The organism is Amycolatopsis sp. cg9, from assembly GCF_041346945.1.
Taxonomy (GTDB): domain Bacteria; phylum Actinomycetota; class Actinomycetes; order Mycobacteriales; family Pseudonocardiaceae; genus Amycolatopsis.
In genome coordinates this window covers 4,380,011-4,396,789 of record NZ_CP166850.1, presented here as the reverse complement: position 1 = coordinate 4,396,789, position 16,779 = coordinate 4,380,011, and the positions used below count along the sequence as shown (strand labels likewise).

13 protein-coding genes are annotated in these 16,779 nt (G+C 71.1%); 6 read left to right on the top strand and 7 right to left on the bottom strand.

From position 1 onward, the window contains the following. Positions 1-192: 192 nt before the first annotated feature. The 3 genes from AB5J73_RS21105 to AB5J73_RS21095 all read right to left on the bottom strand — a co-directional run bounded on the left by AB5J73_RS21105 (position 193) and on the right by AB5J73_RS21095 (position 6,065). On the bottom strand, positions 193-3,555 hold the full coding sequence (locus AB5J73_RS21105) for a S8 family serine peptidase (RefSeq protein ID WP_370971479.1): 3,363 nt from the start codon (positions 3,553-3,555) through the stop codon (positions 193-195). Positions 3,556-3,785: 230 nt separating this feature from the next. Beyond that, a complete protein-coding gene (serA, locus tag AB5J73_RS21100; RefSeq protein WP_370971477.1) occupies positions 3,786-5,384 on the bottom strand; it encodes a phosphoglycerate dehydrogenase in 1,599 nt (532 codons plus the stop codon). A gap of 117 nt (positions 5,385-5,501) precedes the next feature. Further along, complete coding sequence (locus tag AB5J73_RS21095) at positions 5,502-6,065, bottom strand: TetR/AcrR family transcriptional regulator (protein ID WP_370971475.1); 564 nt, start codon at positions 6,063-6,065, stop codon at positions 5,502-5,504. Positions 6,066-6,154: 89 nt separating this feature from the next. On the opposite strand from AB5J73_RS21095, the gene AB5J73_RS21090 reads away from it, so the two are divergent. From AB5J73_RS21090 to AB5J73_RS21075, 4 genes are all read left to right on the top strand, one after another. After that, entirely contained in the window at positions 6,155-7,054 is a 900-nt protein-coding gene (locus tag AB5J73_RS21090) for a TIGR03620 family F420-dependent LLM class oxidoreductase (RefSeq protein ID WP_370971473.1), read from the top strand. Continuing rightward, positions 7,051-7,863 carry a TIGR03620 family F420-dependent LLM class oxidoreductase gene (locus AB5J73_RS21085; RefSeq protein ID WP_370971471.1) on the top strand — a complete coding sequence of 271 codons (813 nt, stop codon included), beginning with the start codon at positions 7,051-7,053 and terminating at the stop codon, positions 7,861-7,863. The genes AB5J73_RS21090 and AB5J73_RS21085 overlap by 4 nt, the downstream gene beginning before the upstream one ends. 146 nt (positions 7,864-8,009) lie before the next feature. After that, a complete protein-coding gene (locus AB5J73_RS21080) occupies positions 8,010-9,326 on the top strand; it encodes an ankyrin repeat domain-containing protein (RefSeq protein ID WP_370971470.1) in 1,317 nt (438 codons plus the stop codon). Between the two features lie 70 nt (positions 9,327-9,396). Further along, the gene (locus AB5J73_RS21075; protein WP_370971468.1) at positions 9,397-10,266 is read left to right on the top strand and encodes a nuclear transport factor 2 family protein; all 870 of its coding nucleotides are present in this window, start codon (positions 9,397-9,399) and stop codon (positions 10,264-10,266) included. Here AB5J73_RS21075 and AB5J73_RS21070 read toward each other — a convergent pair. The 4 genes from AB5J73_RS21070 to AB5J73_RS21055 all read right to left on the bottom strand — a co-directional run bounded on the left by AB5J73_RS21070 (position 10,263) and on the right by AB5J73_RS21055 (position 14,039). Further along, positions 10,263-10,517, bottom strand: a complete 255-nt coding sequence (locus tag AB5J73_RS21070) for a DUF397 domain-containing protein (RefSeq protein ID WP_370971466.1) — start codon at positions 10,515-10,517, stop codon at positions 10,263-10,265. The genes AB5J73_RS21075 and AB5J73_RS21070 overlap by 4 nt on opposite strands. A gap of 76 nt (positions 10,518-10,593) precedes the next feature. Continuing rightward, positions 10,594-11,607, bottom strand: a complete 1,014-nt coding sequence (gene ilvC / locus AB5J73_RS21065; protein ID WP_086842286.1) for a ketol-acid reductoisomerase — start codon at positions 11,605-11,607, stop codon at positions 10,594-10,596. Between the two features lie 33 nt (positions 11,608-11,640). Beyond that, the gene (gene ilvN, locus AB5J73_RS21060) at positions 11,641-12,147 is read right to left on the bottom strand and encodes an acetolactate synthase small subunit (RefSeq protein ID WP_370971464.1); all 507 of its coding nucleotides are present in this window, start codon (positions 12,145-12,147) and stop codon (positions 11,641-11,643) included. Between the two features lie 2 nt (positions 12,148-12,149). After that, positions 12,150-14,039 (bottom strand): acetolactate synthase large subunit, encoded by a 1,890-nt coding sequence (locus AB5J73_RS21055; RefSeq protein ID WP_370971463.1) that lies wholly within the window; start codon positions 14,037-14,039, stop codon positions 12,150-12,152. Positions 14,040-14,375: 336 nt separating this feature from the next. On the opposite strand from AB5J73_RS21055, the gene AB5J73_RS21050 reads away from it, so the two are divergent. Both AB5J73_RS21050 and ilvD read left to right on the top strand, forming a co-directional pair. Next, positions 14,376-14,807: a PH domain-containing protein gene (locus AB5J73_RS21050; RefSeq protein WP_370971461.1), complete on the top strand. Its 432-nt coding sequence runs from the start codon at positions 14,376-14,378 to the stop codon at positions 14,805-14,807. 97 nt (positions 14,808-14,904) lie between these two features. After that, positions 14,905-16,749 (top strand): dihydroxy-acid dehydratase, encoded by a 1,845-nt coding sequence (gene ilvD, locus AB5J73_RS21045; protein ID WP_370971459.1) that lies wholly within the window; start codon positions 14,905-14,907, stop codon positions 16,747-16,749. The last annotated feature ends 30 nt before the right edge of the window (positions 16,750-16,779 follow it).

The following is a 16,779-nucleotide window of genomic DNA, read 5'->3' as shown; positions in this document are numbered from 1 at the left end:
ATGGCCCACCGCAACAAAACGCCAGCAGCCGGAAGGTTACCGGCCGTAGACAAACGGCCGTAGCCGCACCACCCTTATGCCGCATCCTCCCGCAGGGTGAGACACCCAATCGGGTGAATACGGGCAGGGGCGCCCCCGGCGGGAAGCCGCCGGAGACGCCCCTGTTCCTGCACAGATCGATCTTGCCGCGGACTAGCGGCGACCCACCCCGATCGGCTGACGGCCGTGCGCCGCCTGGCCGCCCGGCGCGGCGTCCACCTTGACCACGTTCGCCCGGTTCCCCGCGGCGTTGTGGTGCTCGATGGCGAGCAGCCCGAGCGCGTTGTCCGCCGCGGCCGAAGCCGCGTTCCGGGTGACGACCAGCGCCGTGCCCGGCTTCGCGACGTAGCCCAGCGCGGCGTCGCCGCCGCCCTGGACGGAGTAGCCCGGGGCGAGCGCGTCGAACGAAAGCGGCGTCCCGACGTAGTCGATCAGCCCGTTCGTCGTGCCCGGCGCGACGTAGAAGCCGCTGGTGCCCACCGTGTAGGAAATGCGGTGGCTGTCGGCGTTCGCGTCGATGCCCAGCGCCGCCAGGGAAACCGGCAGCGTGACGACGTTCGTGTCGAACACGTTGGTGTCGACGTCGCCGAGCTGGCCGTTGACCGCCTGGACGTCGACCGTCGGGAAGCCCGCGGTCAGCGCGACCGTGACGGCCAGCAGCACGTCCGTGGACGTCGCCTTGGTCACGTAGGTCTCGAAGTCCGGCTGCCCGTCCCCGGTGGTGTCGATGTCGACGAACGGCGAGGTGTTGCTGCCGATGTTCGCCCAGTCGCCCCACGTGGAAAGGCCGAACGCGAGGATCGCGTTCTCCGGCTCGCCCTGGGCCTTCGCCAGCGGAGCGGTCGAAGCCGCGCCGATGTAGCGGAGGTCGCCGCCCTTGGCCGTCTTGTTCAGCGTGCAGTCGGTGACCACGTCCGCGTCGCACTCGGGCAGCTGCGGGGACTCCGCCTGCAGCTCGAGCACGCTGATCAGCGAGCGGTACCGCTGCGCGCCGGCACCCTGGTCGACGCCCTTGCCGGTCAGGTTCAGCACGGCCTGGGTCGCGTCCGGCCCGAACTTGACCGATTGCGGCGTCGAAATCGTCGACACCGGCTTCGGCGCGGCGTAGACCGAAACCCGCAGCGGCACCTTGGCGCCGCTGGTGGGCGTGAAGGCGACGCGGCCGGAGGCGTCCGCGACGAACTGGCGGGCCAGGCCGGCCTGGGTGGCCTGCATGGTCGGGTCCATGACCTTGCGCAGCGCCTTCGGGTCGGTGATCTTCAGCGTCACCTTGACCTTGGCGGTGCCGCGCGGGGTCAGCTTCACCGTCGGCTTGTCCACTGTGTACTCGACACCCGGCAGCGCGTTGACCGCCTGGTAGGCGACGGTGTACTCGGCGGGCGTGACGCCCTTGTTGACGAGCTTGATCGTCTTCGACAGCGTCACCGGCCCGGACGCTTCGACCGTGCCGAAGCTGACGCTGACCGCGCCCGGGTCGTCCTGGACGTAGGCGAGCACCTGGTTGTCCAGCGCCGCCTTGGCGTCGATCCGGCCGCTGCCGACGCGCTGCGGCGCGTAGGTGTGGCCGGCGCCGTCGGAGACGTCGTGGCCGGCGGTGTCGATGACCGACGCCTTGACCTCCTCGACCGACCAGTCCGGGTGGGACTGGCGGACCAGCGCGGTGATGCCCGCGGTGTGCGGGGCGGCCATCGAGGTGCCCGAGAGCACGGTCCGGCCGTTGCCGCTGCCGCGGAACGCCGAGGTGATCGTGTCACCCGGCGCGGCGACGTCCGGCTTGACGGCCGGGCCGCGGGTGCCGCGCGAGGTGAACGAGCTCGGGGTGTCCACGATCGTCTTGTCGTAGGTCTGGATCGAGGCGCGGCCGGTGCCGTAGAGCCGGATCTGCAGGGTGCCCGCGGTCAGCGCCGCGCGCAGCGTCTTGGTCGCGGAGCCGGTGAACTGGAACATCGGGATCGCCGCGTTGCCCGCGATGCCCGCGCTGAAGTGCTCCAAAGTGGACGACAGCAGCGCGCCCTTCGCCCCGGCCGCCTGCGCGTTGTTGGCGCGCGCCGCCGAACCGCAGGCGCGGGTCGAGTCGTTGTCGTCCCACTCCAGCCAGACGAACTTGCCGGCTGCCTTCGCCTTGTCCTCGGCGGAGTACGGCGCGCAGCCCGCGTTGTTCGCCGCGGACAACGCGACGACCGGCGCCGTCAGGTCCAGCGTGTCGTAGCCGGTGTAGTTCTGGCTGTACTGCCCGGTCTTCTGGCCCGCGGCGGTCGCCGGCGCCTTCGCCTCGGCGGCGTCGCGCAGGATGCCCGCGTCGCGCGTGCTGGCGACGGTGAGCGCCTCCGGGGTGTTGCCCGGCGAACCGGCGATGTCGTTGATGTCGCCGCCGTTGCCCGCCGAGATCACCGGGAGCACGTTGTTCGCGGCGAGCTTGCGCACGAACAGCGAGTCCGGGTCGTCCGGGGCGCCGAAGTCGGAGCCCAGCGACAGGTTGACGACGTCGAGGTGGTCGGTGAAGTCGCCGTCGCCGTCCGGGTCGAGCGCCCAGTCCAGCGCCTGCGAGGTGACGTTCGTCGAGCCCGCGCAGCCGAACACCTTGATGGCGTAGAGGAGCGACTTCGGCGCCGTGCCCGGGCCGATCTGCATCGCGTCGACCTTCTTGGCGTCCAGCTTCTTGTAGTCGCCCTTGAAGGTCTTGCCGTCGGCGGTGACGCCGAAGCCGCCGATGGTGCCGGCGACGTGCGTGCCGTGCTCACCGCAGGCCAGCGGGTTCGGGTCCGGCTTCGGGGTGGTCTTGCCCGCCGTGGCGGCGTCGTAGTCGTTGCCGACGAGGTCCGTGCCGCCGACGACCTTGGCGCTGGGGAACAGCGGGGTCGGCTTGGTGGAATCGACGCTCTTGTACGCGGCCTGCGTGCCCGGGCCGCCGAAGTCGGCGTGGGTGTAGTCGATGCCGTCGTCGATCACGCCGACGCGGACGCCGTCGCCGAACTTGCCGGTCTGCTGCCACGCCGCGAGGGTGTTGGTCAGCTGCTCGGCGCTGGCGTTCGTGCGGGTCTTCGGCACGACCGTGCGGACCGCGACGACGTCCGCCCGCTTCGCGACCTCGCGCAGCTTGGCGGCGTCGGCGGTGACCACCACGCCGGGGACGGCGTTGGCGGTCTGGGTGACGACCTGCGGCTGGGCGTTGCCCGCGCGCAGCTGGCCGACCACGGACTCGACCGCGGCGGCGGTGTCGGCCTTGGCAGCCTTGGCGGCCCGCTTGGCCTGGTCCTTGCCCTGCGGCTGCGCGGCGGTGAACGCGTCGACGGCGGGCTTCTTGGCCAGCTCGACGAACGCGGTGACGCGGCCCTGCGCGGCGCCCAGGCGCGGCGAAAGCTTGCCTTGGAGCTGAGCGTCGTCGATCTTCGCCGGTGCGACACCGTCGGCGAGCGGAGCGTCCGCTGCACTCGCCACCGGCGCCCCCAGCGCGGCCGCCAGCACGACGGCGAAGAACGCCGTCGTGACGCGAGCGGGTAAGCGGGATCTGCTCATGAGTCGGCCCCTTACTCGAGGTCTGGACCCGAACCTGCCTGCCGCTCCTGACACCCCCGACGGTGAAGCGCGGCACAGCGCCGTGCCCTCGACGACGCGTGGTTCAACCTCGCGGGGAGAACTTAATGCCCCAAAACACCTACTTACGTAGGCAAAGGACTCCGTTATGTGAATGTGATTGCGCACGAAGGCCCCCTGCCGGGTGACAGGGGGCCTTCGAAAGCGTTGCGTCAGTTGAAGTCGACGGCGCGGATCGTGTGCGCGCCCACCGCGGCGCCGATCGGCTCCAGCAGGTGCGCGTCGATGTGGCGGTCGACGCGCAGCAGCATGACCGCGTCGGAGCCGTCGGTGGTCTGGCTGATCTGCGCGGCCTCGATGTTGATGCCCGCCTCGCCGAGCAGCGTGCCGACGCGGCCCATGACGCCCGGCCGGTCCGGGTACTCGACCAGCAGGACCGTGCCCTCGGCGCGCAGGTCGAAGCCGCGGCCGTTGACCTCGACCAGCTTCTCGACCTCGTCCTTGCCGGTGACCGAACCGGACACGGTCAGCGCCTGCCCGTCCGAGTGCACCGCGCGGACCGTGACCAGGCTGCGGAACTTCGGGCTCTCCGGCTCGGTCGTCAGCTCGACCTGCACGCCCAGCTTCTCCGCCAGCTGCGGCGCGTTGACGAACGTGACCTGGTCCTCGACCACGCCGGTGAAGACGCCGCGCAGCGCCGCCAGCTGCAGCACGGCGGTGTCCTCGCTGGAGATCTCGCCCTTGACCTGCACGGTCACCGACGTCGGCGCCTTCGGGTTGAGCGCGGTCAGCAGCGTGCCGAGCTTCTGGGTCAGCGACAGGTACGGGCGGACGTGCTCGCCGACCGCGCCGCCGCCGGAGACGTTCACCGCGTCCGGCACGAAGTCGCCGCGCAGCGCCAGCAGCACCGACTTCGCGACGTCGGTGCCCGCGCGGTCCTGCGCCTCCGCCGTCGAGGCGCCCAGGTGCGGGGTCACGACGACGTTCTCCAGGTTGAACAGCGGGCTGGACGTGGTCGGCTCGGTGACGAAGACGTCGACGCCGGCGCCGCCGACGTGGCCCGAGCGCAGCGCCTCGGCGAGGTCCTCCTCGACGATCAGCCCGCCGCGGGCGGCGTTGACGATGATGACGCCCGGCTTGGTCTTCTTCAGTGCCTCGGCGTCGATGAGGCCCTTGGTCTCCGGCGTCTTCGGCAGGTGGATGGAGATGGCGTCGGCGCGGGTCAGCAGCTCGTCGAGGGTGACGAGCTCGATGCCCAGCTGCGCGGCGCGCGCGGCCGAGACGTAGGGGTCGTAGGCGATCAGCTTCGTGTCGAAGGCGGCCAGACGCTGGGCGAACAGCTGCCCGATCTTGCCGAGGCCGACCACACCGATGGTCTTGCCCTGCAGCTCGACGCCGGAGAACGAGCTGCGCTTCCACTCGCCGCCGCGGAGGCTCTGGTCGGCGGCCGGCACGCGCCGCGCGACCGACAGCAGCAGGGCGACGGCGTGCTCGGCGGCGGAGACGATGTTGGACGTCGGGGCGTTGACCACGAGGACGCCGCGCTCGGTGGCCGCGGGCACCTCGACGTTGTCCAGGCCGACGCCGGCCCGGGCGACGACCTTCAGCTGCGTGGTGGCGCCGAAGACCTCGGCGTCGACCTTGGTGGCGGAGCGGACCAGGAGCGCGTCGGCGCTCTTCACCGCCTCGAGCAGCGCGGACCGGTCCGTGCCGTCGACGTGCCGGACCTCCACCTCGTCACCGAACACACTCAGCACGGAAGGCGCGAGCTTTTCCGCGATGAGGACGACGGGCTTGCTGGGCTTGCTCACGATGCGGCTCCCACTATCTGGTCGCTTCCAGGTGTCGACAGACGGATTCAGCACGTCGTTGTGCCCCGGTCGTGGCGGAGTTTAACCCGCTGGACGGCCCCCTGGCTTCCCATGGTGTTAACTCGCTCGTAATCCTTCGAAAACAAGAGCCAGCAGGCGCTGCATGCCCCCTTCGCCGGGCAGGTGCCCGCCCGCCCAGGATGCCGCGTGCAGCAACAGAAGGAGCTCGTGCGTGGTGACGTCGGCGCGGAGCTCGCCCGCTTCCTTCGCGCGTTCCACCAGCTGGGAACCGGCGTCGCGCATCGCGTGGCACGACGCGTACAACCGGGACGATTCGTCGCTCAGCGCGTCGGCGGTCAGTTCGACCAGGCCGCGGTAGGTGCCCGTGGCATCGCCGAGGCCGGCCAGCCACGTCTGCAGCGCGTTCAGCGGTTCGGGATGGGTCAGCAGTTCGCGTGCTCGATCGGCCTGGCCGTCGAACCGAGCCCTCAGGAGGGTCTCGAGCAGCGCTTCCCGGGTCGGGAAGTGCCGGTAGAGCGTGCCGATGCCGACCCCGGCGCGGCGCGCGATGTCTTCGAGGGACGCCTCGACGCCGTGTTCGGCGAAGGCGCGCTGGGCCTCCCGGAGAAGGCGCTCGTAGTTGCGGCGGGCGTCCGCGCGCATCGGTTTCACGTCGGTCATCGCCCTCCCGACCTTACCGGGTAGCCAATCGGAGGCTGCCTCCGTATATTAACCGGAGGTAGCCTCATCTTACTGGGAGGAATTCGAGGATGACCCTGATCGAAGACACGCGGGCCCGGCTCGGCGCGGTCGGCGCCTGGTTGCCGAGCGCCCCGCTGGCCCCGCCCCCGGACGTCGAACGCGCGGCGACGCGGCGGCTCGCCGAAGCCGGCTACGGCTCGGTCTGGAGCGGCGAGGGCCCCGGCGGCCGCGAACTGTTCGCGGCCTTCGGCGACCTGCTCGCCTCGGTGCCGGACGTCGTGCTCGGCGCCGGCATCGCCAACACCTGGGCGCGTCCGGGGCGGACCGCCGAAAAGGGCGGGGCGACCCTCGCCCACGCGCACCCGGGCCGGTTCGTGCTCGGCGTCGGCATCGGCCACGCGTTCCAGGCGGCGAAGTACGGCGAGGAGTACCGGCCACTGGACCGGATGCGGGCCTATCTGTCCGAAATGGACGCGGTCGCGGCGGAAAACCCGGCCCCGGTGGCGTTCCCGCGCGTGCTGGCCGCGGTCGGGCCGAAGATGCTGGAGCTGGCGCGCGACCACGCCGACGGCGCGCACCCGTTCGCCCAGCCGGTCTCGCACACGCCGTACGCGCGCGAAATCCTCGGGCCGGACAAGCTGCTCGTCCCCCACCAGACCGTCCTGCTCGGCAGCCGCGAGGACGCCCGGGCGAGTGTCCGGCGCAGCGTGGCGCAGTCACGGGAGTTCCAGGTGAAGGCCTACCTCGCGGGCTGGAAACGGCTCGGCTACACCGAAGCGGACATCGACGGCCCGAGCGACCGGTTCGTCGACGACCTCGTCCTCTGGGGCGACGCCGCGACCATCGCGAAACGCGTGCGGGAAGTGCTCGACGCGGGCGCGGACCACGTCCTGCTGACGCCGTCCGCGGCCACCTTCGAGTCCACTGTGGACATACTCGTCGAGCTGGCCCCGGCGGTGCTCCGATGAGCGTCGGGATCTGGCGGTTCTTCGACGGCGCCCCGATCGGCGAACTCCGCGAAACGGCCGCGGAAGTGGAAGAACTCGGCTTCGACGCGATCTGGTTCGGCGAGTACGCCGGGCGGGAGGCGTTCACCCAAGCCGCCCTGCTGCTCGCGGCGACGGCGAAGCTGACCGTCGCCACCGGGGTCGCGCGGTTCGACCAGCGGTCACCCCTCGCCGCGGAGGGCGCCGTCCGGGCTTTGGGCGAGGCCTACCCGGGCCGGTTCATCGCCGGGCTCGGCGGGCACCGGCCCGGCGCCCGCCCGCTGACGGCGTTGCGCGAGTATCTGGACGGGATGGACGCGGCCGAGCTGCCGGGCCTGCCCCGGCCGTCGCCCCGCCCGCGCCGGCTGCTCGCCGCGCTGGGCCCGAAGCTGCTGGACCTGGCGGCCGAACGCGCCGACGGGGCCCACCCGTACTTCGTCCCGCCGGAGCACACGGCGATGGCGCGCGAACGGCTCGGCCCGGGCAAGTACCTCGCCGTCGAGCAGGCGGTGGTGCTCGACGCGGCCCCGGAGGCGGCGCGGGAGCACGCCGGGCTCTACGTGCGGCAGGCACCGCACCACCGGACGAACCTGCGCCGCCTCGGCTTCACCGACGACGACCTCGCCGGCGGCGGCAGCGACCGCCTGGTCGACGCCGTCGTCGTCACCGGCGAACAGCGGATCGCCGACCGGATCCGCGCGCACCTCGACGCGGGCGCCGACCACGTCTGCGTCCAGGTCCTCGCCCGGACGAAGGACTCCTACCGCCGCTTGGCGGACCTGCTGCCCTGACGGGGGTACGCTGGCGGGGCGCGGTGCGGGCCGCGCCCCGTCCGCGGAAAGGGCAGAGCCCACCCCTGCAGCACCGCACCACCAGCTCCGCACCTTCTTTCCTGCCCGGTGCCGGCGGACCACGGGCGACGAGGGAAGGAGGCACCATGGGCGTGCTGCCCGCCAAACCCAGCCTGGACCAGCTGCGCAAACGCGCGAAGGAACTCGCGCGCGCCGAAGCCGTGAAGCTGTCCGAAGCGCAGTTCCGCATCGCCCGGGAGCACGGGTTCCCGAGCTGGCCGAAGCTGCAGGCCTACGTCCGGCGCGTCACCGAGCACGGCGAAACCCTGCAGCACCCGTACCACCAGGACGTCGAGTACTACGCCGAGCGCGCGCTCGGGCTGCTCGCCTCCGCCGAGGACGAAACACCCGGCGCACGCGAGCCGTTCGAGCGCCGGGGCCAGCCGCTCACCCGTGACGGCGCCCGCGTGGTGGTGGCCCGCGAGCACGGATTCGTTTCCTGGAAAGCACTTCGCGCGCACATCAAGTCCCTTGTGGACAGCGGTGAACCGTTCGCCCGCGCGTACCGGGCGGTCGAGGCCCGGGACGCCGGGCAGCTCGAAGCGCTCCTGGACGAGTTCCCCGGGCTGGTCACCGCCCGCGGCACCAACGGCAACGACCTGCTCGGCATGGCCGGCGCGACCTGCGACGAGCGGCTCAGCCGCGTCCTGCTCGCCCACGGCGCCGACCCCGCCCGCGGCAACGTCCACGGCTGGACCCCCCTGCACCAGGCCGCGTACCGCAACCTGCCGCTGCTGCTCGACCTGCTCCTCGCCGCGGGCGCCCCGGTCGACGTCGCCGCCCGGGGTGACGGCGGCACGCCCCTGGTCGTCGCCCTCTTCTGGGGGCACCGCGAAGCCGCGGAAACCCTGGCCGCGCACAGCCGGGCGCCGGGCAACCTGCGGGTCGCGGCCGGGCTCGGCGACGGCGCCCTCCTCGACGAGCTCCTGACGTCGGGCCGCGGCGGCGCCCACCGCGGTTTTTACCGGCCCCACAGCGGTTTCCCGGCCTGGCACCCGAGCGGCGACCCGGCCGAAGCCCGCGACGAAGCCCTCGCCTGGGCCGCCCGCAACGACCGCACCGAGGCCCTGCGCACCCTGGTTTCGCGCGGCGCCGACGTGGACGCCGACGTCTACCGCGGCACGGCGCTGGCGTGGGCGGCGGCGCAGGGCAGGCTCGCCGCCGTCCGGACGCTCCTCGACCTCGGCGCCGCCGTGAACCACCCGGGCACGTTCGGCGGGCCGGGGCACGGCGAAGGCGTCACGGCCCTGCACCTGGCCGCGCAGTCCGGGCACCTCGAGGTCATCGACGCCCTCCTCGAAGCCGGCGCCGACCGCGGGGCGCGGGACGCGAACTTCGGCAGCACTCCCGAGACGTGGGCGGAGGTGTGCGGGCAGCCCGCGGCCCGTGAGCTGCTTCGCTAGACAACCGGAGTCTGTAGTCCGTATCTTCGGAGACGGACTGCAGACTCCGTTTTGTCTTCTGGGAGGAACCATGACCGCACCGCGCGACGTCTTCACCGCGTTGTCCGACGGGATCAGCGAAGGCCGCTTCGGCGAGCTTTCCGCGCTCTACGCCGAGGACACCGTCGTCGAGCACCCACAGGCCGTCCCCCGGCCGACGCGCCTGACCGGCCGCGACGCGGTCCACGAGCGGTTCACCGGCGCCTTGGCGGGCGCGTACCGGCTCAAGCGCAAGAACGTCGTCGTGCACGAGACGACCGACCCCGAGGTGATCGTCGCCGAATACGACTACGACGCCGAGTCGATCGAGACCGGCCGGACGATCGCGGCGGCCAACATCCAGGTGCTGCGCGTGCGCGACGGCTTGATCGTCCATTCCCGCGACTACCACGACCACTTGAAGCTCGCGGTCATCCGCGACGGCGTCGACCAGCTGGTGAAGGCGTACGAGCAGGCACCGCCGCGGGCGCTCTCGCCGGTCACGCCGGAGGGCTCGGGCACGGTGTTCGAGCGGCTCGTGCACGGCGTCGCGGGCGGGCGCTGGGACGAGCTGCCGGAGCTGTACGCCGAAGAAACCCACGTGACGCACCCGTTCCTGCCGGGCGCCGAGGTCGTGCGCACCCGCGACGAGCTGCGCGCGCACTTCGCGGCGGGGAAGGCGCTGAACCCGGGCTTCGAGGTCGCGGACCTGGTCACCTACCAGGGCACCGATCCGGAGGTGCTGATCGGCGAGTTCGCCTACCAGGGCGAGTACGGCGGGCGCCCGGTGCGGATCGCGAACATCTTCGTCCTGCGGGTCCGCGACGGGCTCATCGCGGAGTCCCGCGACTACGGCGACCACCTCGGCATCGCCGGCGATCTCGGCAAGATCCCCGAGCTGGCCGCGAAGCTGGGTTCCTAAGCCCCGAGGTCGTCGAACTCGCCGTCGTCGACGCCCTTCGTGAACGCGTCCCACTCCGACGTCGTGAAGACCATGATCGTGCCGTCGACGTCCGGCGAACGGCGCATCGCGACGTAGGTGGCACCGTCGGTGTGCTCGACGAACGCGTACTCGACGACCTCGTCGAGGGTGACGCCCGCGGGCTCGCCCCGGATCCACTCGGCCCCGGAAAGGTCGAGGTGGTGCCGGATGTGCGCCTTGTCGTCGGTCATGCTCCTCAGCGTAGCCAAGACGCACTGAAGGGGACGCCCGTGGCGGGCGTCCCCTTCAGCGTCTTGCGGGAAAAGCTCAGGCGGTCTCGGTGATCGGCCGGTCCACCCACGACATCAGGTCGCGCAGCTTCTTGCCGGTCGCCTCGATCGGGTGCTGGTTGCCCTGCTCCTCGAGCTTGGTGAAGTTCGGCCGGCCGGCCTCGTCCTCGGCGACCCATTCGCGGGCGAACGTGCCGTCCTGGATCTCGCCGAGGATCTTCTTCATCTCTTCCTTGACCGCCGGCGAGATGACGCGCGGGCCGCGGGTCAGGTCGCCGTACTCGGCGGTGTCGGAGATCGAGTAGCGCTGGCGCGCGATGCCGCCCTCGTACATGAGGTCGACGATCAGCTTGAGCTCGTGCAGCACCTCGAAGTAGGCGATCTCCGGGGCGTAGCCGGCCTCGGTGAGCACCTCGAAGCCGGTCTGCACCAGCGCGGACGCGCCACCGCAGAGCACGGCCTGCTCGCCGAAGAGGTCGGTCTCGGTCTCCTCGGTGAACGTCGTCTTGATGACGCCGGCCCGCGCGCCACCGATGGCGGCGGCGTAGGAGAGGGCGAGCGCCTGGGCGTTGCCGGACGCGTCCTGCTCCACGGCGATGAGCGCCGGGACGCCCTTGCCGTCGACGAACTGGCGGCGCACGAGGTGACCCGGGCCCTTGGGGGCGACCATGGCGACGTCCACGTTGGACGGCGGCTTGATCAGGTCGTAGCGGATGTTGAAGCCGTGGCCGAAGAACAGGGCGTCGCCGTCCTTGAGGTTCGGCGCGATGTCCTGCTCGTAGATGAAGCGCTGCTTGGTGTCCGGCGCCAGGATCATGATCAGGTCGGCCTCGGCCGAAGCCTCGGCCGGGGTGAGCACGCGCAGGCCCTGCTCCTCGGCCTTGGCCCGCGACTTGGACCCCTCGGGCAGGCCGATGCGGACGTCGACGCCGGAGTCGCGCAGGCTCAGCGAGTGGGCGTGGCCCTGGCTGCCGTAGCCGATGACAGCGACCTTGCGCCCCTGGATGATCGAGAGGTCGGCGTCGTCGTCGTAGAAGATTTCCACTGCCATGGGGGTTACTGCTTCCTTTCCTGACTTACTTCTTTAACGCGGTGATGTGGCGGTGATGGAACGGGCGCCCCGCCCCACCGCGACCATGCCGGATTGAACGAGCTCGCGGATGCCATACGGCTCCAGCATCCGCAGCAGCGCACCGATCTTGTCCGACGTCCCGGTCGCTTCGATGGTCAGCGCCTCCGGGGAGACGTCCACCACCTTGGCGCGGAAGAGCTGGACGGTTTCGAGGACCTGGCTGCGCACGGTGTTGTCGGCGCGCACCTTCACGAGCAGCAGTTCGCGCTGCACGGCGGTCGACTGCTCCAGCTCGACGATCTTGATCACGTTGACCAGCTTGTTGAGCTGCTTCGTCACCTGTTCGAGCGGTAGCTCTTCCACGGCGACCACGATCGTCATCCGGGACACCTCGGGGTTCTCCGTGGGCCCGACGGCAAGGGACTCGATGTTGAAGCCGCGGCGGGAGAACAGGCCAGAGACGCGCGCGAGCACGCCGGGCTTGTTCTCGACCAGGACACTCAGCGTGTGGACGCTCATGATCAGCGCTCACCTTCCGCGGCAGCTTCGACGGCTTCGGTCGTCTCGACCGAAACCTCGTCGTCGTCGAACAGCGGCCGGATGCCCCGGACCGCCATGATCTCGTCGTTGCCGGTGCCCGCGGCGACCATCGGCCACACCTGGGCATCCTTCCCGACCACGAAGTCGATCACGACGGGGCGGTCGTTGATCTCCATCGCGCGGCGGATGGTGGCGTCGACGTCTTCCTTCGTCTCGCAGCGCAGGCCGGCGCACCCCAGCGCTTCGGCCAGCAGCACGAAGTCCGGGATGCGGTGCTTGTGCGTGCCGAGGTCGGTGTTGGAGTACCGCTCCGAGTAGAAGAGGTTCTGCCACTGCCGGACCATGCCGAGGTTGCCGTTGTTGATCACGGCGACCTTGATCGGCGCGCCCTCGATGGCGCAGGTGGCCAGCTCCTGGTTGGTCATCTGGAAGCAGCCGTCGCCGTCGATCGCCCAGACCTGCGTGCCCGGGACACCGAACTGCGCGCCCATCGCGGCGGGCACGGCGTAGCCCATGGTGCCGAGGCCGCCGGAGTTGATCCAGGTGCGCGGGTTCTCGTACTTGACGAACTGCGCGGCCCACATCTGGTGCTGTCCGACGCCGGCGGCGTACACCGCGTCCGGGCCGACGATCTGGCCGATCCGCTCGATGACGTACTGCGGCGACAGCGAACCGTCGTCGGGCCACTCGTAGCCGGCCGGGTAGCCCTTGCGCCAGTCGTCGGCCTGGGTCCACCAGTCGGCGAGGTCAGGCTTGCCGCCGTGCTCGAACTCCGTGGTGACCGCGGCGATCAGCTCGCCGATGATCTCCTTGCAGTCGCCCACGATCGGCACGTCGGCCTTGCGGTTCTTGGAGATCTCGGCCGGGTCGATGTCGGCGTGCACGACCGCGGCGTCCGGCGCGAACGACGACAGCTGGCCGGTGACCCGGTCGTCGAAGCGGGCGCCGAGCGCGATGAGCAGGTCGGCGCGCTGCATCGCGGCGACCGCGGCGACCGAGCCGTGCATGCCCGGCATGCCGAGGTGCTGCGGGTGCGAGTCGGGGAACGCGCCGCGCGCCATCAGGGTGGTGACGACGGGGATGTTCGTCAGCTCGGCGAGCTGCTTCAGCTGCTCGTGCGCTTCCGCCTTGATCACGCCGCCGCCGACGTAGAGCACCGGGCGGCGCGACTTCGCGATCAGCTTCGCGGCTTCGCGGACCTGCTTGCCGTGCGGGCGCAGCGTCGGGCGGTAACCCGGGAGGCGCAGCTCGGTCGGCCAGGAGAACGAGGTCATCTCCTGCAGCACGTCCTTGGGGATGTCCACCAGGACCGGGCCGGGCCGGCCGGTCGCGGCCAGGTGGAACGCCTCGGCGATGGTCCGCGGGATCTCCGCCGGGTCCGTCACGAGGAAGTTGTGCTTGGTGATCGGCATGGTGATGCCGCAGATGTCGGCTTCCTGGAACGCGTCCGTGCCGATCAGCGCCCGGGTCTGCTGGCCGGTGATGGCCACGACCGGGACGGAGTCCATGTTGGCGTCCGCGAGCGGCGTGACCAGGTTGGTCGCGCCGGGGCCCGAGGTGGCCATGCACACGCCGACCTTGCCGGTGGCCTGCGCGTAGCCGGTCGCCGCGTGCCCCGCGCCCTGTTCGTGGCGCACCAGGACGTGGCGGACCTTCGTCGAGTCGAGCAGCGGGTCGTAGGCGGGCAGGATGGTGCCGCCCGGGATGCCGAAGACCACCTCGGCGCCGACGGCCTCGAGCGAGCGCACGAGTGACTGGGCGCCGGTGACGCGCACCGGCGTTCCCGCCGGGGGCGCCGGCTTCGGACGAGCTCCGGACGTACCGGGCGTCGGCCCGGGTTTCGCGTCGCTGCGCGACGTGGCACTGGTCATCGGTTCTGCCTCGTGGGTCTCGGTGTCACTCGTTCGGGTCAGTTTGATGCGGTACGGCGAAGAAGCTCTTCTCCTTGGGCAACAAAAAACCCTCGCCGACCGTAAGGTCGCACGAGGGTCGCGCGTCGACGCAGCGGAAGGACTTCCCTAAGCGTCGACGCGCTTGGGAAGTACGAGGCCGGTCAGCGGTGTCACGGCGACGACGCTAGCCGCAACGCCGCGCGGGTGTCAACTCTGCGGGACGGTGTGTCCGGATGCTGGACACCGGAAGGGGTGCGTGTCACGCCTGCGCGACCCGGGTTCGGGCCGGTCGGCGCGGCGGTGCACCATTTCGGGGTGGCCGAAAAAGCTCAGCAGGACGAGGGCCGGAAAGCCGTCTTCCGCGTCCCCCGCACGTCGTTCATGGCGATCGCGCTCCTGACCGTCTGCGTGACGCCGATCGCACTCGGGGAAATCCCGTACCTGCAGTGGCTCTACGTCTTCCCGATCGCGCTGGCGGTCTTCGTGGTCCGGCACCGCACCGTCGCCACGCGCGAAGGGCTCGCGATCCGGACGGTGTTCGGCAAGCGCGACGTGCCGTGGTCGGCGCTGAAGGGCCTCGCGATCACCAAGAAGTCCCGCGTCCAGGCGGTGCTGAAGGACGACACGAAGGTGCCGCTGCCGACTGTCCGCACCCGGCACCTGCCGGTGCTGTCGCTGGTGAGCGAAGGCCTCGTCGCCGACCCGAGCGGCCTGCTCGAAGAGGAAGACCTCAAGCCCGGCTCGTAGCACCCTCGATGGACGGGCTCCGCACGACTGGCCTAAATTGGTAGGACCAGTTTTAGGCGGAGTGTTCCCGCCGACCATCCGACCTGGGAGTTTCGCCGTGCCGCCTCTCCGTTCCCGGACCACCACCCACGGCCGCAACGCGGCGGGCGCGCGCTCGCTCTGGCGCGCCACCGGCATGACCGACAGCGACTTCGGCAAGCCGATCGTGGCGATCGCCAACTCCTACACCCAGTTCGTGCCCGGCCACGTGCACCTCAAGGACCTCGGCGAGATCGTCGCCGGCGCGGTCAAGGAAGCCGGCGGCGTCGCGCGCGAATTCCACACCATCGCCGTCGACGACGGCATCGCCATGGGCCACTCCGGCATGCTCTACTCGCTGCCCTCGCGCGAGATCATCGCCGACTCGGTGGAATACATGGTCAACGCGCACCAGGCCGACGCGCTGGTGTGCATCTCCAACTGCGACAAGATCACCCCCGGCATGCTCAACGCCGCGATGCGGCTGAACATCCCGGTGGTCTTCGTCTCCGGCGGGCCGATGGAGGCGGGCAAGGCGGTCGTCGTCGGCGGCGTCGCCCAGGCCCCGACCGACCTGATCACCGCGATCGCCGCGTCGGCCAGCCCGGAGGTCGACGAAGACGGCCTCGCGATCGTCGAGCGCTCGGCGTGCCCGACCTGCGGCTCGTGCTCCGGCATGTTCACCGCGAACTCCATGAACTGCCTCACCGAGGCCCTGGGCCTCTCGCTGCCGGGCAACGGCTCGACGCTGGCGACCCACGCGGCGCGGCGCGCGCTGTTCGAGGAGGCCGGCCGCACGGTCGTCGAGCTGTGCAAGCGCTGGTACGAGCAGGACGACGACTCGGTCCTGCCGCGCTCGATCGCGTCGAAGGCGGCGTTCGAGAACGCGATGGCCCTCGACATGGCGATGGGCGGCTCGACGAACACGGTGCTGCACATCCTCGCCGCCGCCCAGGAGGGCGAGGTCGACTTCACGATCGCCGACATCGACGCGATCGGCCGCCGCGTGCCGTGCCTGTCGAAGGTGGCGCCGAACTCGGACTACCACATGGAAGACGTCCACCGCGCCGGCGGCATCCCGGCGATCCTCGGCGAGCTGTACCGCGGCGGCCTGCTGAACACCGACGTCTGGTCGGTCCACTCCCCCGACCTCGACTCGTGGCTCTCGACCTGGGACATCCGGGCCTCTTCGCCCTCTTCGGTCGCCCTCGAGCTCTTCCACGCGGCGCCGGGCGGAGTCCGCACGACCGAGGCGTTCTCGACGGAGAACCGCTGGTCGTCCCTGGACACGGACGCGGCGGGCGGCTGCATCCGCGACGTCGAGCACGCGTACACGAAGGACGGCGGCCTGGCCATCCTGCGCGGCAACCTGGCGGAGAACGGCGCGGTCATCAAGTCGGCGGGCATCGACGAGGACCTCTGGCACTTCGAGGGCCCGGCGCGGGTCCTGGAGAGCCAGGAGGAGGCCGTCTCGGCGATCCTGAAGAAGGAGATCCAGCCCGGCGAGGTCCTGGTGATCCGCTACGAAGGCCCGGCGGGCGGCCCGGGCATGCAGGAGATGCTGCACCCGACGGCGTTCCTCAAGGGCTCGGGCCTCGGCAAGAAGTGCGCCCTGATCACCGACGGCCGCTTCTCGGGCGGCTCCTCGGGCATCTCGGTCGGCCACATCTCCCCCGAAGCCGCGGCCGGCGGCCTGATCGGCCTGGTGGAGAACGGCGACCGCATCCTCCTGGACGTCCACGAGCGCCGACTGGAACTGCTGGTCGACCCGGAGGTCCTGGCGGAGCGCCGGTCGAAGATGGAGGCGTCCGAGCGGCCGTGGCAGCCGAAGGAGCGCCAGCGCCCGGTGACGGCGGCCCTGCGCGCGTACGCCCGGATGGCGACGTCGGCGGACACCGGCGCGGTCCGCGACGTGAACAAGTAGGCCGGACTCGAACCGCGAAGGCCGTCCCGG

Excerpts from the sequence above, each read along its gene's own strand:
- AB5J73_RS21105 (WP_370971479.1), bottom strand. The coding sequence starts at position 3,555 with ATGAGCAGATCCCGCTTACCCGCTCGCGTCACGACGGCGTTCTTCGCC.
- AB5J73_RS21095 (WP_370971475.1), bottom strand. The coding sequence starts at position 6,065 with ATGACCGACGTGAAACCGATGCGCGCGGACGCCCGCCGCAACTACGAG.
- AB5J73_RS21090 (WP_370971473.1), top strand. The coding sequence starts at position 6,155 with ATGACCCTGATCGAAGACACGCGGGCCCGGCTCGGCGCGGTCGGCGCC.
- AB5J73_RS21085 (WP_370971471.1), top strand. The coding sequence starts at position 7,051 with ATGAGCGTCGGGATCTGGCGGTTCTTCGACGGCGCCCCGATCGGCGAA.
- AB5J73_RS21080 (WP_370971470.1), top strand. The coding sequence starts at position 8,010 with ATGGGCGTGCTGCCCGCCAAACCCAGCCTGGACCAGCTGCGCAAACGC.
- AB5J73_RS21075 (WP_370971468.1), top strand. The coding sequence starts at position 9,397 with ATGACCGCACCGCGCGACGTCTTCACCGCGTTGTCCGACGGGATCAGC.
- AB5J73_RS21070 (WP_370971466.1), bottom strand. The coding sequence starts at position 10,517 with ATGACCGACGACAAGGCGCACATCCGGCACCACCTCGACCTTTCCGGG.
- ilvC (WP_086842286.1), bottom strand. The coding sequence starts at position 11,607 with ATGGCAGTGGAAATCTTCTACGACGACGACGCCGACCTCTCGATCATC.
- ilvN (WP_370971464.1), bottom strand. The coding sequence starts at position 12,147 with ATGAGCGTCCACACGCTGAGTGTCCTGGTCGAGAACAAGCCCGGCGTG.
- AB5J73_RS21055 (WP_370971463.1), bottom strand. The coding sequence starts at position 14,039 with ATGACCAGTGCCACGTCGCGCAGCGACGCGAAACCCGGGCCGACGCCC.